This window comes from Pseudomonas sp. LRP2-20, assembly GCF_024349685.1.
Classification (GTDB): domain Bacteria; phylum Pseudomonadota; class Gammaproteobacteria; order Pseudomonadales; family Pseudomonadaceae; genus Aquipseudomonas.
Genome location: NZ_AP025944.1, coordinates 1911530 through 1932698 on the forward strand (window position 1 = coordinate 1911530; position 21169 = coordinate 1932698).

General features: G+C 63.0%; 14 protein-coding genes. 9 read left to right on the top strand and 5 right to left on the bottom strand.

Going from position 1 to position 21169, the window contains the following annotated elements:
* Positions 1 to 183: 183 nt before the first annotated feature.
* Complete coding sequence (locus OCX61_RS08310; protein WP_261943358.1) at positions 184 to 1608, bottom strand: lytic transglycosylase domain-containing protein; 1425 nt, start codon at positions 1606 to 1608, stop codon at positions 184 to 186.
* Between the two features lie 100 nt (positions 1609 to 1708).
* Complete coding sequence (gene gloB / locus OCX61_RS08315) at positions 1709 to 2488, bottom strand: hydroxyacylglutathione hydrolase (RefSeq protein WP_261943359.1); 780 nt, start codon at positions 2486 to 2488, stop codon at positions 1709 to 1711.
* A gap of 85 nt (positions 2489 to 2573) precedes the next feature.
* On the opposite strand from gloB, the gene OCX61_RS08320 reads away from it, so the two are divergent.
* The 4 genes from OCX61_RS08320 (at position 2574) to ldcA (ending at position 6929) form a co-directional block, all read left to right on the top strand.
* Entirely contained in the window at positions 2574 to 3347 is a 774-nt protein-coding gene (locus OCX61_RS08320; RefSeq protein ID WP_261943360.1) for a class I SAM-dependent methyltransferase, read from the top strand.
* Positions 3348 to 3360: 13 nt separating this feature from the next.
* The gene (gene rnhA, locus OCX61_RS08325) at positions 3361 to 3807 is read left to right on the top strand and encodes a ribonuclease HI (protein ID WP_261943361.1); all 447 of its coding nucleotides are present in this window, start codon (positions 3361 to 3363) and stop codon (positions 3805 to 3807) included.
* A gap of 51 nt (positions 3808 to 3858) precedes the next feature.
* Complete coding sequence (gene dnaQ / locus OCX61_RS08330) at positions 3859 to 4614, top strand: DNA polymerase III subunit epsilon (protein WP_261943362.1); 756 nt, start codon at positions 3859 to 3861, stop codon at positions 4612 to 4614.
* Positions 4615 to 4679: 65 nt separating this feature from the next.
* Positions 4680 to 6929, top strand: coding sequence for a lysine-specific pyridoxal 5'-phosphate-dependent carboxylase LdcA (gene ldcA, locus OCX61_RS08335; RefSeq protein ID WP_261943363.1), 2250 nt, complete (start codon positions 4680 to 4682; stop codon positions 6927 to 6929).
* Here ldcA and OCX61_RS08340 read toward each other — a convergent pair.
* Complete coding sequence (locus OCX61_RS08340; RefSeq protein ID WP_261943364.1) at positions 6913 to 7131, bottom strand: hypothetical protein; 219 nt, start codon at positions 7129 to 7131, stop codon at positions 6913 to 6915. The two genes, ldcA and OCX61_RS08340, sit on opposite strands and share 17 nt — an antisense overlap.
* Before the next feature lie 158 nt (positions 7132 to 7289).
* Between OCX61_RS08340 and OCX61_RS08345 the strand changes: the two genes are divergently transcribed.
* Positions 7290 to 7850, top strand: coding sequence for an NADPH-dependent FMN reductase (locus OCX61_RS08345; protein WP_261943365.1), 561 nt, complete (start codon positions 7290 to 7292; stop codon positions 7848 to 7850).
* Between the two features lie 124 nt (positions 7851 to 7974).
* The gene (locus tag OCX61_RS08350) at positions 7975 to 12432 is read left to right on the top strand and encodes an NEL-type E3 ubiquitin ligase domain-containing protein (protein ID WP_261943366.1); all 4458 of its coding nucleotides are present in this window, start codon (positions 7975 to 7977) and stop codon (positions 12430 to 12432) included.
* An 88-nt stretch (positions 12433 to 12520) separates the two neighbouring features.
* On the opposite strand, the gene phnX is transcribed toward OCX61_RS08350, so the two are convergent.
* Complete coding sequence (phnX, locus tag OCX61_RS08355) at positions 12521 to 13348, bottom strand: phosphonoacetaldehyde hydrolase (protein ID WP_261943367.1); 828 nt, start codon at positions 13346 to 13348, stop codon at positions 12521 to 12523.
* Between the two features lie 34 nt (positions 13349 to 13382).
* Complete coding sequence (locus tag OCX61_RS08360) at positions 13383 to 14489, bottom strand: 2-aminoethylphosphonate--pyruvate transaminase (RefSeq protein WP_261943368.1); 1107 nt, start codon at positions 14487 to 14489, stop codon at positions 13383 to 13385.
* Between the two features lie 112 nt (positions 14490 to 14601).
* On the opposite strand from OCX61_RS08360, the gene OCX61_RS08365 reads away from it, so the two are divergent.
* The 3 genes from OCX61_RS08365 (at position 14602) to OCX61_RS08375 (ending at position 21142) form a co-directional block, all read left to right on the top strand.
* Entirely contained in the window at positions 14602 to 15465 is an 864-nt protein-coding gene (locus tag OCX61_RS08365) for a LysR substrate-binding domain-containing protein (RefSeq protein WP_261943369.1), read from the top strand.
* Between the two features lie 64 nt (positions 15466 to 15529).
* Positions 15530 to 16543, top strand: coding sequence for an AraC family transcriptional regulator (locus tag OCX61_RS08370; RefSeq protein ID WP_261943370.1), 1014 nt, complete (start codon positions 15530 to 15532; stop codon positions 16541 to 16543).
* 78 nt (positions 16544 to 16621) lie between these two features.
* Positions 16622 to 21142 carry an NEL-type E3 ubiquitin ligase domain-containing protein gene (locus OCX61_RS08375; RefSeq protein WP_261943371.1) on the top strand — a complete coding sequence of 1507 codons (4521 nt, stop codon included), beginning with the start codon at positions 16622 to 16624 and terminating at the stop codon, positions 21140 to 21142.
* Positions 21143 to 21169: the final 27 nt, after the last annotated feature.

The following is a 21169-nucleotide window of genomic DNA, read 5'->3' on the forward strand; positions in this document are numbered from 1 at the left end:
GTACAGTAACAGCTTGGCGGGTATGGAAAAAGAGAAGGTGCAGGGGATTTCTGCAGGGCTTTTTCTGGCCCATTCGCGGGGCAAGCCCGCACCCACAGGTATATCACCGGCTTTGGAAGCTGTGCTGTACCTGTGGGAGCGGGCTTGCCCGCGAATGGGCTGCAAAGCAGCCCCAGGGTTACATCAGTGGGACAGGTATACGGTCAGGGTCTGGCCTGGCTTGAGTGCATGCCCGCTGCGCGGATTCCAGCGCTTGAGGTGCTGCATCTCGACATTGAAACGTTTGGCTACAAGATACAGCGAATCACCCTTGCGCACCTTGTACTGGGTGGAACGCTGGCCGGAGGCCGCAACGCGATTGCCGGCAGCGCTCGGCGCGCTGCCGCCGCGCAGGGCCAGGACCTGGCCGGCCTTGACGCGATTGCCCGGTAACTTGTTCCAGCGCTGCAGGTCCTTGACTGCCACCCGGTTGGCCTTGGCGATGCTGCTCAGGCTGTCGCCACGCTTGACCCGGTAACTGCGCGCTGCAGGCGCCTTGGCTTCGGCCACGGCGGCGGCGAACACGGCCTTGTTCGGCTGCAGGCTGACCAATTGCTCGGGTTTGAGGTTGGACAGGCTGTCGCTGAGCAGTTGCGCCTTGGCGGTCGGTACCAGCAACTGTTGCGGGCCGTCCACGGTCATGCGTTTCTTGAAGGCCGGGTTCAGCTGGATCAGTTCGTCTTCGTCGATGTTGGCGAAGGCCGCGACCCGCGACAGGTCGAGGCGGTCGTTGATGGCCACTGCTTCGAAGTAGGGCTCGTTGGCGATCGGCGTAAGGTTCACACCGTAGGCTTCAGGTGTGGAGACCACCTGTGACAGCGCCAGTAGCTTGGGCACGTAGTCACGGGTTTCCTGCGGCAGGGGCAGGTTCCAGTAATCGGTGGGCAGGCCGAGCTTTTCGTTGCGCTCGATGGCACGGCTGACGGTACCTTCGCCCGCATTGTAGGCCGCCAGGGCCAGCAGCCAGTCGCCGTTGAACATGTCATGCAGACGGGTCAGGTAATCCAGCGCGGCGTTGGTCGAGGCGGTCACGTCGCGCCGGCCATCGTAGAAGTTGGTCTGGCGCAGGTTGAAGTGGCGGCCGGTGGAAGGAATGAACTGCCACATGCCTGCGGCATGGGCGCGCGAGTAGGCCATCGGGTTGTAGGCACTTTCGATGGCTGGCAGCAGGGCCAGCTCCAGCGGCATGTCGCGTTCTTCGAGGCGTTCGACGATGTAGTGCAGGTAGAGGCTGCCACGCTCGCCGGCACTTTCGAGGAACGACGGGTTGCTGGCGAACCACAGGCGCTGCTGCTCGATGCGTGGGTTGACGTCGATGTTGTCCTGCAGGGCGAAGCCCTGGCGCATGCGCTCCCACACATCTTGCGGCGGCTCGGCGGGTTTGACTGCCAGCGGCGAGGGCTTGTGCTTGATCCGTGCCTGGTAGCTGTGCGCGCGAACGCTTTCGGCTTCGTCGAGCTGACGGGTGCTCTGGCAGCCCACCAGGGTGGCGGCCAGCGCCAGCGCACTGATTTGGGCCAGGCGCGTCAGGGCGACTGAATGAGCGGTTCTGCGGCTACGGGAAGACATCGGCTGAGACAGGTTTCCGGGCGAAAAATTTCGGCGATTCTAGAAACCGCACCCGCCTGGGTCAACCGTTGTGAGCCCTCTGCGATATATCTTGAGGTTATCAGAAGCTATCCTTCCAAGACCTCAAAGCAGCAAAAACAGTGACCTGCGAGTCGTTTGAATGTCCCTTCCATTCGTCTGCTTTTTGTTTAACTAATGTTTCAGAGGTACGCAGGAAAGGGTTGGTCAGGCGCTCGAGTGCGATCGTTGATGGCAATGTGATGCGATTTTCAGCGCGCAACTGGCTAACGTCCTCGAACCGCTGCAGAACGTGCGGGTTCGTAGGCTCCACGGCCTTGGCGAAGCGCAGGTTGCTCAGGGTGTATTCATGGGTGCAGTAGACCTCGGTTTGCTCTGGCAGCGCTGCCAGGCGCGCGAGGGCAGGTTGCATCTGCTCCGGCGTGCCTTCGAACATGCGCCCGCAACCGGCAGCGAACAAGGTGTCGCCGCAGAACAGCAGCGGCGTTGCCGGCTGATCGCTGAAGTAGGCGATATGCCCCAGGGTGTGGCCCGGCACGGCCAATACCCGGAAGGCCACGCCCAGTACGCTGACCTGGTCACCTTCGTCAAGCGCCAGGTCGCGGCCTGGGATCTGCTCGCGGGCCGGGCCGCAGACGCGGGCACCGGTCTGCTGCTTGAGGCGTTCGACACCGCCGACATGGTCATGGTGGTGGTGAGTCACCAGGATGGTGTCCAGCGCCCAGCCGGGGTGGGCGGCCAGCCAGGCCTCCACCGGGCCGGCATCGCCAGGGTCGACCACCGCGCAGCGGCGTTTGGCAGTATCCTGTAACAACCAGATGTAGTTGTCGGAGAAAGCGGGAAGAGCGTCGATCTGTATCATGGTGCGGATCCGTATCGCCTGGCGTGGCACATGAGGGCATCTTAGCCGCGATGGCGCTGTGCGAGAACCTTCGAGGGAGAGCGCAATGACCGACCAAGCCTTTGCTCAGGCCGACCCGGAGTGGGTCGAACTGATCAGTCTGGCCCGTGAGTGGTTCAACGGCCCACTCGGGCAGCTGATGCTCAAGGAAGAGGAAAAACTGCTGGAAGAAGAGCTGGGGCGCTTCTTCGGTGGCTACCTCGTGCACTATGGCCCCTGTGCCGAGGCGCCGCCCAGCGCGCCACAGGTGCAGCGCAACGTGCGCCTTGGCGCACCGCTGCCCGGGGTGGAAATCGTCTGCGAGGAACAGGCCTGGCCATTGAGCGAGCATGCCGCCGACGTGGTAGTGCTGCAGCATGGCCTGGACTTCAGCCTGTCGCCCCATGGCCTGCTGCGCGAGGCAGCCAGCGCGGTGCGCCCGGGCGGGCACCTGCTGATCGTCGGGATCAACCCCTGGAGCGGCTGGGGCGTGCGCCATTTCTTCAGCCATGGCGCCCTGCGCAAGGCACGCTGCATCTCGCCGTCACGGGTCGGTGACTGGCTCAACCTGCTGGGCTTCGCGCTGGAGAAACGCCGCTTCGGGTGCTATCGTCCGCCGCTCACTTCGCCGGCCTGGCAGCAACGCCTGGCAGGCTGGGAACGGATGGCGGGGGGCTGGCAGTGTGCTGGCGGCGGGGTCTACCTGCTGGTGGCGCGCAAGATGGTGGTCGGCCTGCGGCCGTTGCGCCAGGTGCGCCGCGAGCCGATGGGCAAGCTGCTGCCGCTGCCGCTGGCCAAGGTCAACCGTAGCACCGCCAACCCGGATACCGAAAAGCACTGAACATGAGTGGTACATGAGCGATAGCGTCGAGATGTATACCGATGGCGCCTGCAAGGGCAACCCCGGCCCAGGCGGCTGGGGCGTCCTGCTGGTCTTCAAGGGCGTCGAGAAGGAACTGTGGGGCGGCGAGCGCGAAACCACCAACAACCGCATGGAACTGATGGCCGCGATCCAGGGGCTGATGGCGCTCAAGCGTGAATGCGACGTGGTGCTGACCACCGACTCGCAGTACGTGATGAAAGGCATCAACGAATGGATGGCCAACTGGAAGAAGCGCGGCTGGAAGACCGCGGCCAAGGAGCCGGTGAAGAACGCCGACCTGTGGCAGTTGCTCGACGAGCAGGTCAACCGCCACAAGGTCACCTGGAAGTGGGTGCGCGGGCACATCGGCCACCCCGGCAACGAACGTGCCGACCAGCTGGCCAACCGCGGCGTCGAGGAAGTGCGCGCCAAGCGTTGAGCTGCGGTACAATCGTCGCCTTTGTAACTGATGCAAGTTGGAGCGCCCCGCGTGGAGCAGCAGCAAGATAAACGCCTGGTCATTCTCGATACCGAAACCACCGGCATGCCGGTCAGTGAAGGCCACCGGATCATCGAGATCGGCTGTGTCGAGGTCATGGGCCGGCGCCTGACCGGGCGGCACTTCCACGTCTATCTGCAGCCCGATCGCGAAAGTGACGAGGGCGCGATCAACGTCCACGGCATTACCGATGCGTTCCTGGTCGGCAAGCCACGCTTCGCCGATGTGGCCGAGGAGTTCTTCGAGTTCATCCAGGGCGCTACGCTGGTCATCCACAACGCGGCGTTCGACGTCGGCTTCATCAACAACGAGTTCGCTTTGCTGGGGCAGAGCGACCGCGCCGACATTTCCAGGCACTGCACCATCCTCGATACGCTGTTGCTGGCCCGTGCCCGCCACCCTGGGCAGCGCAACAGCCTCGATGCGCTGTGCAAACGCTACGACATCGACAACTCCGGCCGTGAACTGCACGGCGCATTGCTCGACTCCGAGTTGCTGGCCGACGTCTACCTGGCGATGACCGGTGGCCAGACCAGCCTGTCGCTGGCCGGGCACGGGGCCGAAGACAATGAGGGGCAGGGCAGCGGTGGCAGCGAGATCCGCCGCATCGTCGGGCGGGCGCCAGGGCGGGTGATCATGGCCAGTGCCGAAGAACTCGAGGCGCATGCCGAGCGGCTGGCGGCAGTGGCCAAGTCGGCGGGTGGGCCGTCGATGTGGCAAACCCTGACCGAGACACCGGCCAGCTGATCGGCAAGCCTGCACCGGCCTACTACCCTCAATAGGACAACCAGTCCTGCGGAGGTAGTAGCCGGATGTACAAGGACCTCAAGTTCCCCATCCTCATCGTCCACCGTGCGATAAAGGCCGACAGCGTTGCCGGCGAGCGCATCCGTGGCATCGCCGAGGAACTGAGCCAGGACGGCTTCGCCATCATCAAGGCCGCCGACCACGCCGAAGCGCGCCTGGTCGCCACCACCCACCATGGCCTGGCCTGCATGCTGATCGCCGCCGAAGGCGTCGGCGACAACACCCACCTGCTGCAGAACATGGCCGAGCTGATTGGTCTGGCCCGGCTGCGAGCGCCGAACCTGCCGATCTTTGCCCTCGGCGAGCAGGTCACCCTGGAAAACGCCCCGGCCGAGGCCATGAGCGAGCTCAACCAGTTGCGCGGCATTCTCTACCTGTTCGAAGACACCGTGCCGTTTCTCGCTCGCCAGGTGGCACGCGCTGCGCACAATTACCTCGACGGCCTGCTGCCGCCGTTCTTCAAGGCACTGGTGCAGCATACTGCCCAGTCCAACTACTCGTGGCACACGCCCGGCCACGGTGGGGGCGTGGCCTACCGCAAGAGCCCGGTAGGCCAGGCGTTTCACCAGTTCTTCGGTGAGAACACGCTGCGTTCGGACCTGTCGGTCTCGGTGCCTGAGCTGGGTTCGCTGCTTGACCATACCGGCCCTCTGGCCGCTGCCGAGGCCCGCGCAGCGCGCAATTTCGGCGCCGATCACACCTTTTTCGTGATCAATGGCACTTCCACCGCCAACAAGATCGTCTGGCACGCCATGGTCGGCCGTGACGACCTGGTATTGGTGGACCGCAACTGCCACAAGTCAGTGGTCCACGCCATCATCATGACCGGCGCCATTCCCATCTACCTGTGCCCCGAGCGCAACGAACTGGGCATCATCGGCCCGATTCCGTTGAGTGAGTTCAGCCTTGAGTCAATCCAGGCCAAGGTGCAGGCCCACCCCTTGGCCAAGGGGCGTGAGCCGCGGATCAAGCTGGCGGTGGTGACCAACTCGACCTACGACGGGCTTTGTTACAACGCCGGCATGATCAAGCAGGCGCTGGGCACCAGTGTCGAGGTGTTGCACTTCGATGAAGCCTGGTTCGCCTATGCGGCGTTCCACGAATTCTTTGAGGGTCGCTACGCCATGGGAACGGCCTGCAGCGCGGGTAGCCCACTGGTGTTCAGCACCCATTCGACGCACAAGCTGCTCGCGGCCTTCAGCCAGGCTTCGATGATTCACGTGCAGGATGGCGCCCAACGTCAGCTGGACCGTGACCGCTTCAATGAAGCCTTCATGATGCATATCTCCACTTCACCGCAATACAGCATTCTCGCCTCGCTCGACGTGGCTTCGGCCATGATGGAAGGCCCGGCTGGGCGTTCGCTGCTGCAGGAAATGTTCGATGAAGCCCTGAGTTTTCGTCGCGCTCTGGCCAACCTGCGCGAGCATATCGCGGCAGACGACTGGTGGTTCAGCATCTGGCAGCCGCCGGTGGCGGAGGGCATCCATCGGCTGGCCGTGCGCGACTGGTTGCTGCAACCGGGGGCAGGGTGGCACGGTTTTGCCGAGGTCAACGACGACTACGTACTGCTCGACCCGCTGAAGGTCACCCTGGTGATGCCCGGGCTCAGTGCCGGTGGGGTGTTGGGTGAGCATGGCATCCCCGCGGCCGTGGTCAGCAAGTTCCTCTGGGAGCGCGGGCTGGTAGTGGAAAAGACCGGCCTGTACAGCTTTCTCGTGTTGTTCTCGATGGGTATCACCAAGGGCAAGTGGAGTACCTTGCTGACGGAGTTGTTGGAGTTCAAACGCCATTACGACGGCAACAGCGCACTCAGTGCCTGCCTGCCCAGCGTGGTTGCCGTCGATGCTTCACGCTATCAAGGCCTGGGCCTGCGCGACTTGTGTGACCAGCTGCATGACTGCTACCGCGCCAACGCTACGGCCAAGCAGCTCAAGCGGTTGTTCACGCGCCTGCCGGAAGTGGCCGTGAGCCCGGCGCGGGCGTATGACCAGATGGTGCGGGGAGAGGTGGAGGCGGTGCCGATCGAGGCCTTGCCGGGCCGGGTCGCGGCGGTGATGCTGGTGCCGTACCCGCCGGGGATTGCGCTGATCATGCCAGGTGAGCGGTTCACCGAAGCAACCCGCTCGATCCTCGACTATCTGGCGTTTGCCCGGGCGTTCAATAGCGGTTTTCCGGGTTTCGTTGCCGATGTGCATGGCCTGCAGAACGATGGCGGCCAGTACACGGTGGACTGCATCAAGGAATGCGAATGATCTCGACGCCGGTCTGCGCCAGTTCGAAACGGTCTTCACCCAGATGATTGACGCGATCGCCGATGGCCAGGCGGTAGGTGGTGATCGGAGCACCCACTGCACTGCCGTCCGCTTGGAGGGTGGACTCCTGGAATTCGTGGACGGGGTAGATGCGGCCTTCGGCGTCACGGGCGTGGAACTGGCCGACCATTACTGCTGCCATTTGGGGGGAAACCTCTGAATTACGTGGGAAATGTCTGCAGGGATAGACCGTGAAAGGCATCAGGAAGTTTTCCAAGGGTGGAAAAAAAACCAGGCCGCCGAGGAACGGTCATCTATAACTACTGACGTCTCTTTTCCCAGCAAAGGTTGGAAATCGCCATGAGCCAGGTGTATTCGGTAGCGGTCGTCGTCGGCAGCTTGCGCAAGGACTCCTACAACCGCAAGGTGGCCCGCGCACTTTCGGAGCTGGCGCCGTCCAGCCTTGCCCTGAAGATCGTCGAAATCGGCGACTTGCCGCTGTACAACGAGGATGTCGAGGCCCAGGGCGTACCCGCGCCCTGGAAGCGCTTTCGCGATGAGATCCGCCACAGCGATGCGGTACTGTTCGTCACCCCGGAGTACAACCGCTCGGTACCGGGCTGCCTGAAGAACGCCATCGACGTGGGCTCTCGGCCCTATGGGCAGAGCGCCTGGAGCGGCAAGCCGGCGGCGGTGGTGAGCGTCTCGCCAGGGGCCATTGGCGGGTTTGGCGCCAACCATGCCGTGCGCCAGTCGCTGGTGTTTCTGGACATGCCCTGCATGCAGATGCCCGAGGCCTACATCGGTGGTGCGGCGAGCCTGTTCGAGGACAGTGGCAAACTCAGCGACAAGACGCGGCCGTTCCTGCAGGGCTTCATCGACAAGTTCGCTTCCTGGGTGAAACTGAACCGGGCGGTCTGAACCGCCTGCCGGAGGATGCCCGGCCTGGCCTCGTCAGCTGTGTTCGCGGCATCCATTCCAGCTGAAGTGATACCGCTGGTTTCCAACAGTATTGGCACTCCTGAAGCTGATCGCTGGAGTGACCATGATCAACAATTCCGCGGCGGTGCGCTCGGTCGAAGATAAGATCGACGTCGCCACCAATGACTTCATTGGCGCAAGGCTGCCCGCCTGGTTGAGGCATGCCCCTCACGCCCAGCTGGCAGCGTTACGTACTGCCTTCAAAACCCACCAGGCCAGCCAGGCACGCTTGCGTGGGCTCACCCTCAAGCTTGAACCTTTGGATGTATTCGCCGAAAAGCACCTCGAATCGTTATTGGCCAAGCCACTGCCCAAGGGGGTGGCGTTTTCAGCGCTCGAGTGGCTGGTGGTGACGCCCTGGGTCGGTAGGCTTGGCAGTAGCGACATGCAGCAGTTTGGTTACAGGGCTTTACGCAGCAACGGCGCCTTGAGGTTGATGAGCAACTTTGAGGCTGATGGCTCATTTTATGAAGGGTCTGGGCTGGTTGCGCCGGGGCACGATGAAGTGCTGTCGATCTCGGCGACGCAGATCGCGTCCGAGTGCCGCAAGCTGGATGCAGGTAAAAAATACCAGGAAAGGCTGGATGAAGTATTTGGCTCGGCCGCCCTGAGCATTCTGGCCGAGGACAAGCGTTCCGGTCTGGCCTTGGCCAGCAAGATTGCCGCGATGAAGGGCGATATATCAGCTGATGTCGAGGTCGCACTGCTGGAGATGACTCGCGAGCAGATACACCTCCAGCATTCGGGGCTGCGCGCTTATGGCGGAACATTGAAGGTGCTCGGTCAGGTGGCCAGCGATGGCATGCTTGTCCGCTTGCGCAATGTGGAGGGGCAGCAGACGGGGATCCTCCTCTATTTGCCAGGCGACCCGCTGCAGGCATTGCGCTATTTTGCTGATGAAGCGTCGTTGAACAGCACCCTGGTCACGTTGCTGCAAGGCGAAACCTATCACTCCTTTTTCTCCCAATTGATCAGCCTGCGCACCCGCGCCGATTTTGTCGAGCGGCTCGGCAAGCGTCTGAAAGACCCGAAGCCTGACCTTGAAATGCAAGGTATCGTGGTTGAAGGCAGTATCTTTGCAGCGCTGGCCAGTGGCCAAGTCAAGCGCACCAAGGACGATGCGCGGTTGCTGTTGGTGCCAACCGCCGAAGCCGACGCCCGAGCCGCCCGTGCCAGGCATGAGGCCTGGAAGTCAGCAGGCTTGAACCTGAGCAATCTGGCAGGGCTGTTTATCCCGGTGGTGGGGGCTGTGATGCTGGGGCAACTGGTGTTGCAGACCTTGGGCGATGTGTTCGAGGGCGCGCAGGACTGGTATGAGGGCCACCGCCATGAAGCCTTGGAGCATATGCTGGGTGTGGCTGAAGCGCTGGCGGCCACCACGGCGACCGTGATTGGCGTGAGTGTCGTGCGCAGTGCCCTGGTTGCTGCCATGGAGCCTGTCAATGTGAGAACTGGCGTTGCGCGCCTGTGGGACAACAGTCTCATGCCTTACGAGTCGGTACCTGAGAACATCGTCCTGCACCCCGATGGCCTGTATGGCGATGGCAAGCAGCGTTGGTTGCGCTGCGGTTCACGTTACTATGAAGTGCATCGGCCCGACCCAGAAGGCCCTTATCGGTTGCGTCACCAACGGCGTTCGGGGGCCTACGAGCCAATCGTGCTGCATAACGATGAGCGCTGCTGGCGGCCGATATGCGAACGGCCCTGGGAGTGGGATGACAGCAGCCGGATGCTCGATCGGCTGTGGCCACGCCACCCGATGGTCGATGCCCAGCGAGCCGCGCAGATATTGAGCGTGGCAGGGGTCGATCAAGACGAACTGCGTGGCATCCTGATGGAAAACCGGGTACTGCCCGTCAACCTGCGTGAGTCGCTACGCAGCTTTGAAGCAGACGAGCAGATCGAACGTTTCTTCGAGCATTTGCAGTACAAACGCCTTGATGAACAGGACGAGCAGTTACTGGCTTGGTGCGAGGCATTACCCGATGTGGGCAAGGGCGTTGCACAAGTGCAGGCGGCAAAGCTGAAACTGCGTGGGCAGCTATACACACATCTGACGCGCCTGGAGTCTGTTGGCAATGAACCACTGCTGACGCTGCTGTACAAAGATTTCCCTGGTTTGGGAGGTGCGTTTGCCCAGCGGTTGGAAGCCGAGGCCGGCACGGTTGAGCGCAATGAAGCGCTAAGGACTGGCAAGCTACCCCTGGCAATGGCGCGCAGAGCGGCTTCGTTACTGCGAGTGGCAAGGATCAGCAAGGCGTTGGCCGGGCTTTACCTGGCCAGCGCATATTCCACTGAAACCGGTGAGTTGATCTTCGCATTGATCAATCAACTGGGCCCGCAGACGCTCAACATCAACCTGCGTGAAGGTGAAGTGGACGGGCGCATAGTGGCCAGTCTGGTGGCGCAGGAGCAAGGGACGCCATTGCGGGAACTGGTACGCCAGGATGGACAGTTCAATGCCTTCACCGGTGATGGCAGCACGCTTGCGCTTTCTGTCAACGACCCAGGGGATCTCTTCGAAGTCATCGCCGCCTTGTTGTCCCCCGCTCAGCAGGTTGAACTGGGAATTCAGGGGGACGAGCCGGTCAGTCAGACGCTACGGGCTCTTGCACTGGAGCAGTTGCCCGCAAGCCATGAGGAAATTGCACGTTTTCTGGAATGGCCTGACCGGGAGCGCTGGCTCAACCCCGGGCAACGCCTGGAAGACGGTCGCGTCGGTTATCTGCTCAGCGGGCGCGGTGCAGGCCAGCGCAGGAGCTCCAGAGATGTGCTGCGAGAGGGTATGCGCCGGTATTTCCCGGGCTTGAGCGAGGCGCAAATCGATGCGGAACTGCACCGTTTGCTCGCAGGGCGGGCGTCGGCGTATGAACTCTTGCTTGGGCTGCAGCACGACCACGAGCAGCTGGAGAGGGCGCTGCAGCGCTGGCAAGGCAGCGAGCTCAACGATGCCCGGCGGCAGATCCGTGGACACGTTGTCCAGCGCCTGCGCAGGGCTTGGGCTGCACAGGCCGAGCCGGTGCCTGCGAATGATCGAGGTGTGGCAGGGCAACGCCTGACCTTGACCAACCTCAATATCACCACCCTGCCAGAGCTTCCGTTACAACTGGACTTCACCTACATCACCTCCTTGGTGGTAAGTGGTACGGCAATCACCGACGTGCCGGCGCAGTTCATCGGCACGTTCACCCACCTGCAGGTCCTGAACATGGCCGGCAATGGCTTGTTGCGCTTGCCAGCGGGCATCTCCTACCTCACCGGACTGCGCGAGTTACGCCTGGCGCGTAACAATATTCGGCTGGATGCCGCAGCCCAGCAAGCATTGACCGGGCTGCCGCGCCTCACCCATCTCGACCTCAGTCAGAACCCCCTGGGTCAATTTGCAATGAAGTTCAATCATTTGCCCCATCTGGTCAGCCTTTATTTGCGCAACTGTCGCCTGGGTGCCTGGCCGACAGGGCTGGAGCTCTGTGGGTTCCTCGAGGTAGCAGACCTGCGCGACAACCAACTGCAGGCTGCCCCGGATGCCTTGCTGCAGATGCCTTATGAGTTTCGCCGTGTGATCCAGCTTGATGGCAACCCGATCAGCAGCGGGGCCGTGCAGCGCTTCTATGCATTGGAAAGCATCTCGGAAGAGCCCTATGAACTGCCCAGGTCGGCGGCCGCTGTTCGTCAATGGTGGGTCGGGGAGCACGCCGAGGCGCCGGGTAGTCGCAGCCAGCTGTGGAACAGGTTGCAGGCCACTGAGCAAGGGGCAAGGCTTGAGTCGCTGCTGGGCGACTTGATTGAATTCGCCGGTTTCAGTTGGCCGCAGTCGCACCTGCTCGAGCGGGGTTGGAGTGTGCTGGCCGAGAGGGAAAGCAATGCCGAATTCCGCCAGGAAATCGATGCGCTGATGGCGCAACCAATGGCCGACGATAATGCGGCCATCGAGCGCTTCAGCCAGTTGTCATTGCGCTTGCGCGTTGCGCGGGCCACTGGCCGAGTGGCTGTCGGCAGTGGTATCGAACTGTTGGAGCTGGGGCGGGCGCTGATGCGTCTGGACTTTCTCGATCAGCACGCTCGGCGGGAGGTCGCTCGGCGTTTAGCCTTGCGCAGCCGTGTAGACCGCACGGCCATTGTTCTGGGCTATCGGGTGCGTCTTCGCCAGCGTTTGAACCTGCCTGAACAGCCATTGGCAATGCGAGAGTCACAAGACGGCCGGATAACCGGTGAGCAGTTGCTCGAGGCCGTTCGCGCGTTACGTGAGATCGAAACCGACGAGGCCCTGGCAGCCAGCCTGTGCCGCCGGTCGTTCTGGCAACGTTATGTGGCACTGGTGAATGCTGACGCCTTCAGTAACTTGACCCAACTGTATCAGCAACGGCTTAACCTGATCGAAGGGCAGCGCACGCAGTTGGGCGAGGCTGAGTACCGGTACCATCTTGACCTCTTGGACAACGAGCAGGATGCCGATACCCATGCCTTGAGGTTGCAACTTACCTTGCAGGCCATTCGCAGCCTGGAGCGAAGCAGGGGCTGAGCGAGGCGTGCGAGAAAACCCGCGCCAACAGGGTTGCTGGTGAACCTGTTGGCGCGGGCTTTGCCACGAGGGGCACGGCAGCGATCGGTCAGGACGCCTGTGGCATCTCGCCGTTGGCCAGGCGGCGGTTGATATCGGCAATCACCTCTGGCAGTTCATTGATGGTGTCGATCAGGTAATGGGGCCGCGACCCGGCAAACAGCTGGTGAATGCGTTTGCGCTCACTTTCCAGCTTCTCGGCGCTCAAGGCCCGGTAACCTTCCCAGGTCAACCCCAGGGCATTGCCCGAGCACACCAGCGCCACGGTCCACATGCCGGCACGGCGCCCTTCGAGTATGCCCGGCACGGTATCGTCGACCTTCACGCACGCCGCCACATCGTCGATGCCCAGGGCAATCACGTTGGCCAGCGCCTGGGCCGGCCACGGCCGGCCATTCGGGGTTTCGTCGGTAGCCACCACGTGGTCGGCTACGTAGCCGTTCTGCGCCGCCAGTTCCACTACCTTGTCCATCACCACCTTCGGGTAGCCCGAGCACGAACCGATCTTAAGGCCGCCCTGGCGCAGGCCGGTGAGGGTGTCCAGGGCGCCAGGGATCAGCGCCGAGTGCACGGCGATCTTCTCGATCTGCAGCGGCATGAAGCGGTTGTAGATGGCGGTGACGTCATCGTCGGTCGGCGTGCGGCCGAACACCTTGCGGTAGCGCTCGGCGATTTCCGGCACGTCGCACAGGGTACGGATGTGATCCCACTTGCCCATGCCCATCGGGCCACGGGCCTCCTCGATGGAAACCTGCACGTCGAACTCGGCGAAGGCTTCAACGAAGATCTGAGTGGGGGCGAAGGAACCGAAATCGACCACGGTGCCGGCCCAGTCGAGGATGGCGGCTTGCAGCTGGGTGGGGTTGCTGTAGTTCATGTGCGCTTATTCCTGAAATCGGGTGGGCAAAGGGTTAGATGTCCAGCACTTCCATTTCCCGCAGCACTTCGGCCACGGCATTCACGGCGGCCTGCATGCCCTCGGCACCGACCACGCCGATGCAGCCGACGCGGAAGGTTTCGACCTGGGTCAGCTTGCCTGGGTAGAGGATGAAGCCCTTGGCCTTGACCCGCTCGTAGAAGTCCTTGAACTGGTAGCGGGCGTCCTTCGGCGCGTGGAAGGTGACGATGATCGGTGCCTGGATCTCGGCCGGCAGGAAGCTGCGCAGGCCAATGGCGGCCATGCCTTCGAGCAGGGCCTTGCAGTTGTCGGCGTAACGTTGGTGGCGGGCGGGCAGCCCACCTTCCTCGTTATATTGCTGCAGCGCTTCATGCAGGGCGGCGACCACGTGGGTCGGCGGGGTGAAGCGCCACTGGCCGGTCTTGGCCATGTAGGCGTGCTGGTCGTGCAAGTCCATGGCCAGCGAGTGGGCATTGCCTTCGGCGGCGGCCAGGGCAGCTTTTTCGGCAAAGACGAAGCCCATGCCCGGCACGCCTTCCAGGCATTTGCCTGAAGCCGCGATCAGCGCTTCGAAGGGGATTTCACGGGCATCGATGGGCAGTGCGCCGAACGAACTCATGGCGTCGATGATCAGGCGCTTGCCGTGACCTTTGATGACTTGGGCGATTTCCGCCAGCGGGTTGAGAATGCCCGTGCTGGTTTCACAGTGGATCAGCGCGACGTGGGTCACGGCTGGGTCGGCGGCCAGCAGGCGGTCGACATCGGCAGCAGTGGTGGGCTGGTCTTCGGCGGTTTCGAAGGTGCTGAAGGCGCGGCCCAGCACTTTGCAGATCTTCGCCAGGCGCTGGCCGTAGGCGCCGTTGATCAGTACCAGCACCTTGCCGTCGCGAGGCACCAGGGTGCCAATGGCGGCTTCCACGGCGAAAGTGCCGCTGCCTTGCAGGGGCACGCAGTGGTGGCTGGCGCTACCGTCGATGATCGCCAGCAGTTGCTCGCAGACGCTGGCAGTCAGCTGGTTGAAGTCGCGGTCCCAGGAACCCCAGTCCACCAGCATGGCTTGGCGGGTGCGGATTGAAGTGGTCAGCGGGCCTGGGGTCAGCAGTATCGGGGCATTGCTCATTCCGTTATTCCTCGCAAGCGGTGGAGTGAAACTACGGGGCCTAGGTTGCAATTCGCCCTGTCATCAATCAAATTGTTTGTTGTTATCCGAGCTATAAGTAAGGCCGATACCCATGAACCTGTTCCAGTTGCGTGCTTTCGATGCCGTGGCCCGTGAAGGCAGCTTCACCCGCGCCGCTGCGCGTCTGTTCATCAGCCAGCCGGCGGTCACCGGGCACGTCAAGGCGCTGGAAGAGCACTACCAGATCACCTTGCTGCGGCGCACTGCCAGGCGCGTCGAGTTGACCGAAGAGGGCACGCGCCTGGCGGCCATCACCCGCGCCATGTTCGGCCTGGCCGAGGAAGCCCAGGCCATGCTCGAAGCCAACCGGCAGTTGCTGACAGGGCGCCTGGAAGTGGCTGCTGACGGCCCGCACCGGGTCATGCCGATGCTGGCTTTGCTGCGCGAACGTTACCCGGGGATCACCGTCAACCTGCGCCTGGGCAATGCTCAGGAAACCTTGAGTGCGTTGCTCAGCGAGCATGCCGACGTTGCGGTGCTGACCGAGATCGAGCCGCGCAAGGGCCTGCATCTGCAGAACCTCTGCGAGTCGCGCCTGTGCGCCTTGCTGCCGGTCGGGCATGCCTGGGCCAGCGGCACGGGCGACTTGCCATTGGCCGAGCTGCATCAGCAGATCATGGTGCTGCGCGAGCCGAGCTCCACCACCCGCCGCACCTTCGATCAGGCCTGTAGCAAGGCGGCTGTGCAGCCGAGGGTGCTGCTGGAACTGGATAGCCGCGAGGCGGTCACCGAGGCGGTGGCGTCGGAACTGGGCATTGGCGTGGTCTCATCTACTGAAGTGGCCCATGACCCGAGAGTCGTGGCACGCCCACTGGCCGGGGCAGGGCTGGTCAATCAGCACATGCTCGGCTGCCTGGAACGGCGGCGTGAACTGCGCCTGATCCAGGCCTTCCTGGGGCTGGCTGAAAGCCTGTGAACCAGGGCTGGTGTTTTTTCCCGGCGGGCCTAAGATGGCCGGCATAGAGCAGACTGGACGGCCGATGAGCGAGAAAGACACCATCTCCATGCAACTGGTGCGCGAGGCACTGTTGCAGACCTGCCCGGCCGGGCAACCCGATGCTGGCTTGCTGGCCCGCGCCGGTATCGATATCGGCCAACTCGAGCGGCCAGAGGCGCGGGTCAGCGCCGAATCCTATGCAAACCTCTGGCGGCTGCTGGCGCGGCGCTGCAATGACGAGTTCTTCGCCATGGACCCCCGTGGCCTGCGCAGCGGCAGCCTGGCGTTCATGTGCCGGGCGAGCATGGCCCAGCCGACCCTGGGCGCAGGCCTGGATACCCTGCTGGCGTTCCTTGCACTGATGCTCGAAGACTTGCAGCCGAGCCTGGTGCGGCAGCAGAGCCTGGCCGAGATCGTGATCAACGAGCCCCGTGACGAGCCGCGGCGTGCCTTCGCCTACTTCACCTTCTGGATGATCGTGCACGGTGTGGCCTGCTGGCTGGCGGGGCGGCGCATTCCCATCCTGGCCATCGACCTGCGCTGCGCGGAGCCGCCGTTCTGCGATGACTATCGGGTGATGTTTTCGGAGAACCTGCAGTTTGGCCGCCCGTGCACGCGCATGATCATCGCCGCCGATAGCCTCGACCTGCCGCTGCGGCGCACGGCCGATGACCTGCAACGGTTTCTGGCCGAAGCGCCTGGCAACATCCTGGTCAAGTACCGTGACCCGGCCAGCCTGGGCCGGCGCATCCGCACCAACCTGCTGCACCTGGACCCGGCGGCGTGGCCCGACGCCGATGCCGTGGCCCGGCAACTGGGCCTGTCGCCCTCGACCCTGCGCCGCCGCCTGGGCGAGGAGGGGCAGACTTACCAAGGGCTCAAGGACAGCGTGCGGCGTGAGTTGGCCATTGCCTGGCTGAGCCAGGGTGAGCGGCCCATGGCCGAGATCGCCGAGCGCCTGGGTTTCGCCGACAGCAGTTCGTTCTACAAGGCATTTCGCAAATGGTTCGGCTGCAACCCGGGGCACTACCGGGCCCTGAACCAGGCGCAGCGCTGAAGAGACAACCCTTCCTGCTGCAGGGTGGGTCCGAGCAAGCGCAGGCTGGCAGGTCGAACCATCCTGAGGTAATCGACCATGCCCGACCAGGTCCCTGCGAAACTGCTGTACCCGGCTGATGACTTCATCGGCGAACGTTTGCCCACATGGCTGAAAAACGCCACGCATGCACAGATTGAGGCCTTGCGTGCCTGCATGACAGCGCACCTGCAAAGCCAGAAGGCCATGGCGCTGGCCTTGCACCAACTGCAGCCGCTCGAGCGCTTCGCTGCCGGGCTTTTGCAGCAGGCGCTCAAAGACCAGCTGCAACTGGATATCGATGTGAGCACGGCACGGTGGCGGGAAGAGCGCCGGCGCCTGGAAGTGGTCCAGGGTACGGTGCGCAATTTCGAGTCGTATTTCGTGACTGTGCCGCTGTTGCAGAAGCTCCTGCAGAACTTCAAGAACGGTGAGTCCTACTTCGAACAGACCGCAGTGATCGGTGAGGCGCGGGCTGCCGGTGAAGGCGACAGGATCCTCACTCAGCGGATCGACGACATCGTCGCTCTGTGCCGCAAGGTGGATGTGGGCAAAGCCTACCAGGAGCACCTGAAGCAAATCTTTACGCCCGCCTTCAAGCGCCAGTTGGCCGAGGATACGCGGTTGTGCCTGGCCGCCGCAGTCGAGATCGCTGGCTTGAAGGGCCAATTGGCAGTCAGCGATCTGCGGATGTTGCGCCAGATCGGCAAGGGTGAAACCGTGCAATTGCCTTCGAGCCTGCGCTTGGGCATGGGCGCCTTGAAGGTGCTCGGTCAGACAGTGAATGGTGCACTGGCATTTGAATTGACCGGCACCGTGAGCGGTATACCTGGCCTGATTTTCAATCCGGACCGCGTGCAGGCTGTGCTGCTCTATCTACCAGATGACCATGAACAACCCTTTCACCGTTTCGACGATTGGCCATCGGCGAACCGCGCCCTGGCCAGGCGCATGAGCGGTGCCGATTTCCGCAAGGCGCTTGCCCGACGCATTAGCCTGGCAGGCCAACTTGACTATCAGCTACTGCTGCGCAAGCGCCTTGAGGATGACGAGCCGGACCTGGAGCCTGGGCTGGTGACCGCAGCAGGTGAGCGCTTCACTGACCTGGCTGACGCCCATGTGCAACGTATCTTGGCGGATGCGGCCTTCCTGGCTGTGCCGACGGCACAGGCCAATGCCAGCGCGTCGGCAGCGCGATTGGAGGCACTGCAAACGGCGGGGCTGGTGCTGCTGAATGTGGTAGGGCTGTTCGTACCAGTCGTTGGCGTGCTGTTGCTGGCTGATCTGGCCCGGCAGGTGCTCGCCGATGTGTTCGAGGGGATCGGCGACTGGGCGCAGGGCCACCAGCATGAGGCGGTGGAGCACCTGCTCGAGCTCGCTGCGACATTGGCCACCGGCATTGGCGTCGCAGGGGGTGCAAGGGTGCTGCGCAGCGCTTTCGTCGAGCAACTGGAGCCGGTTGCCACCGAGACGGGGGAGCAACGACTGTGGTGCCGTGCGCTGCAGCCGTACGAGCAGCCCTCGACTCCGGGTTCCCTGACCGAACTGGACAATGGCCTGCTCAGTGATGGCCAGGCGCACTGGTGGCGGCGCGACGGTGTGCTTTACCGGGTGCGCCGCGATGCGGCGGGTGCTTGGCGTTTGCTGCATCGCGACGGGCCCGGGGTGTTCGGGCCCGCACTGGAAGGCAATGGCGAGCGTGCCTGGCGGCTTGCCTGGGAGCGGCCGCTGACGTGGCAGGGCGCCGAGATGATGCTCAAGCGCCTGTGGCCGGGCGCTGCGCAGCTTGATTCGGCGCGGATCGGGCAAATGCTGGTGGTCGCGGACATCGACGAGGCGCATTTGCGTGGGTTGTGGGTAGAAGGGCGACCGTTGCCTATCACGCTGCGCGATACATTGGAGCGCTTTGCTGCCGATGCCCGGGTCGATGCGTTCTTCGCCCAAGCGGATGTGCTTGGTGATGACACCGAAGCGTTGCAGTGGTGTATCGACAGGTTGAAACTGCAAGGGGAAAGCCTGACAGAGCAGTTTCAGTCGATCCTCGAGTCGGCCGAAGCGCTGCGCGGGCCGATGCTGGAGCATTTCGCCGAGCGTTACCTTGCACCTGATCCGCTGCTGGCCACGCTCAAGGGCAGCTTCCCCGGGTTGCCAGATGCTTACGCGCTGGATTTGCTGAAGAGCGCCGGTGCCGAACTGCGCGAACGTATGGCAAGTGCGGCGCGCGTGCCGCTGGCATTGGCCGAGCGGGCCCGTGGCGTGTTGCAGCAGGCCCGCCTGACGCGGGCGCGCGAAGTGCTTTTTCTGCGTAACAGCTACCGTGCCGATGGGGTAACCCTGGCGTTCTCCTTGCTCCGCCGTCGCGGTTTGACCCCAGGTGGGATGAATCTGGTCTTGCGCGAGCGTTCAGCTACCGGGCCGGTGTTGGAGCGGCTGCTCCCTGAGCGTACGGGTGCTCAACTCATCACGGAAATGGTCTGGCGTGACGGCAGTTTCGAACTGTTCGACGCCATGGGCCGTGCCAGCGAGATCGAAGTTGCGCAGCCTCAGGGGCTTTTCGAGGTGCTTGCAGCCTGTTTGCCATCCGCTTTCCTGCAACAGCAAGGGTGGACCGGAGAAGACGCCGCTGGGCTTATCCGGACATCGTTACAGGCATGGCTGCCACGCCAACGCCTGGAGCTGATACGGCTGCTTGGCTGGCGCGAGTCCCGGCCTGTAGCATCGGCCATGCATCGCCTGGACGATGGGCGAGTGGGCTATCTGCTCAGTGGGCGAGGGGCTTCAAGCCCTGGGCAGGGTGCGATACTGCGCCGCCGTATCGGTAGCCTCTATCCGTCGTTCGACGATGAAGAGATAGAACGCTACCTGCAGTTGATGTTGACTCATTCGCAGTCGGTCTATGCCACGTTGTTGCGGCAAGAGCAAGACTATCGACAGCTTGCGCAAAGTTTGCGGCTCTGGACTGACGCCGTTGGCGACCCCAGCCGTGGTCAGCGCCAAGCGGTTGCCGATGCATTTCTGCGGGCCTGGCGTCTTGAGGGCGAGCGGGTGGTCTACCGCAACGGTCAGCCAGGCGGCATGCGGCTCAGCATCGTCGGTGTGCCGGCCGGCAGTTTGCCTGACCTGCCCGTGGGTACGGACTTTGCCCACATTACTGACATGGTGCTGGTCGGGCTGCGCCTGGAGTCGCTTCCCGGCGGTTTTCTGCACACCTTTCCCGAACTGCGCCGGCTGGACCTGAGCAACAATGCCTTGCGCGCAATTCCAGAAGGCCTTGCGGGGTTGTCGCACCTGCGCCACCTGCGCCTGCCGCGCAACCGGATTCGCTTGACGGTGCCACACGTCGACGCGTTGGCCGGCTTGGGCCGCCTGCGCATTCTGGACTTGAGTGAAAACACATTGGGCTCGATCAACTTGAGCTTCAATCAGTTGTCGCGCCTGCGTGAGCTTCATCTGAATCGGGCAGGGCTTCACGCTGTGCCAAGGGGGCTGGAGTGGTGTGGTCTGCTCGAGTATGTCGATCTGCGTGGCAACCAGATATCCAGTCTGCCCCAGGCGCTGCTCGACGCCCCGCTGGCCTTGCGCCGGGCGGTGTGGGTCGATGGCAATCCGCTGTCCGTGGCTGACCGTGAGCGGCTCCATGCTCATGGCCAGGCATTCGATGCCAGTGTACAAGCGGGCGTTGCCAATCCCTTGCAAGCCCGCACTGCCTGGCTTGGAACACTTGCTGATGCCGAGCAGGCAGCCAATGCCACGCAATGGGATGCTTTGCAGGGGGAGCCAGGAAACACCCAGTTCTTCCAGCTTCTGGCAGAGCTGACCGAGAGCTCTGATTTTCGTCTGGCAAGGGCGGACCTGTCGCGCAGGGTGTGGTCGATGATCGACGCCGCGAACAACAGCGCCGTGATCCGTGAGGAGTTGTTCGAGCGGGCCGCAGACCCGCGTACCTGTGTCGACAGCGTCGCGCACTGTTTCAGCCAGCTCGAAGTGCGCATGCGGGTCCTCCAGGCGACTTATGGGGGGGCTCCGCTCGCTACGCGTGACGAGCGCTTGCAGTTGGCCCAGCGTCTTTTCCGTCTCGATCAGGTTGAAGCCTTCGCGCGTAATGAATTCCTGGTTCGCCAGGCAAGTGAATCTGGCCTGGATGAGGTCGAGGTCAACCTGGCTTATCGCACGGGCCTGGCGGGCAGCCTGAACCTGATCGGGCAGCCACGGACCCTGCAGTTCAGTGCAATTGCCGGCGTGACGCAAAACGATCTGAATCGTGCCTACCAGGCAGTCCATACTGCTGAAGCAACTGATGAGCGGGCGCGTTACATCAGCCAGCGCGACTACTGGATCGCGTACCTGCGTGAGCGATACCCTGAGCAGTTCAAGCAGATCTCCGACAACTTCGACCAGCAGTTGGACGCCCTGGACGAAGACAAAGAAGCACTCGGTAGCGGCGCTTATGCCCAGCGCTGCGAACAGCTGCGCCGGGATACCGAGCAAGCCTTCGATGCGCTTGCTCTGCAGCTCACCCAGGATGAGCTGAAAGCCCCGCAACAGGGGACTTCCCGAGCGGCGGCAGGCGAGCATCCCTAGGCGAAATTCCTCCTGCACGACGTGCTC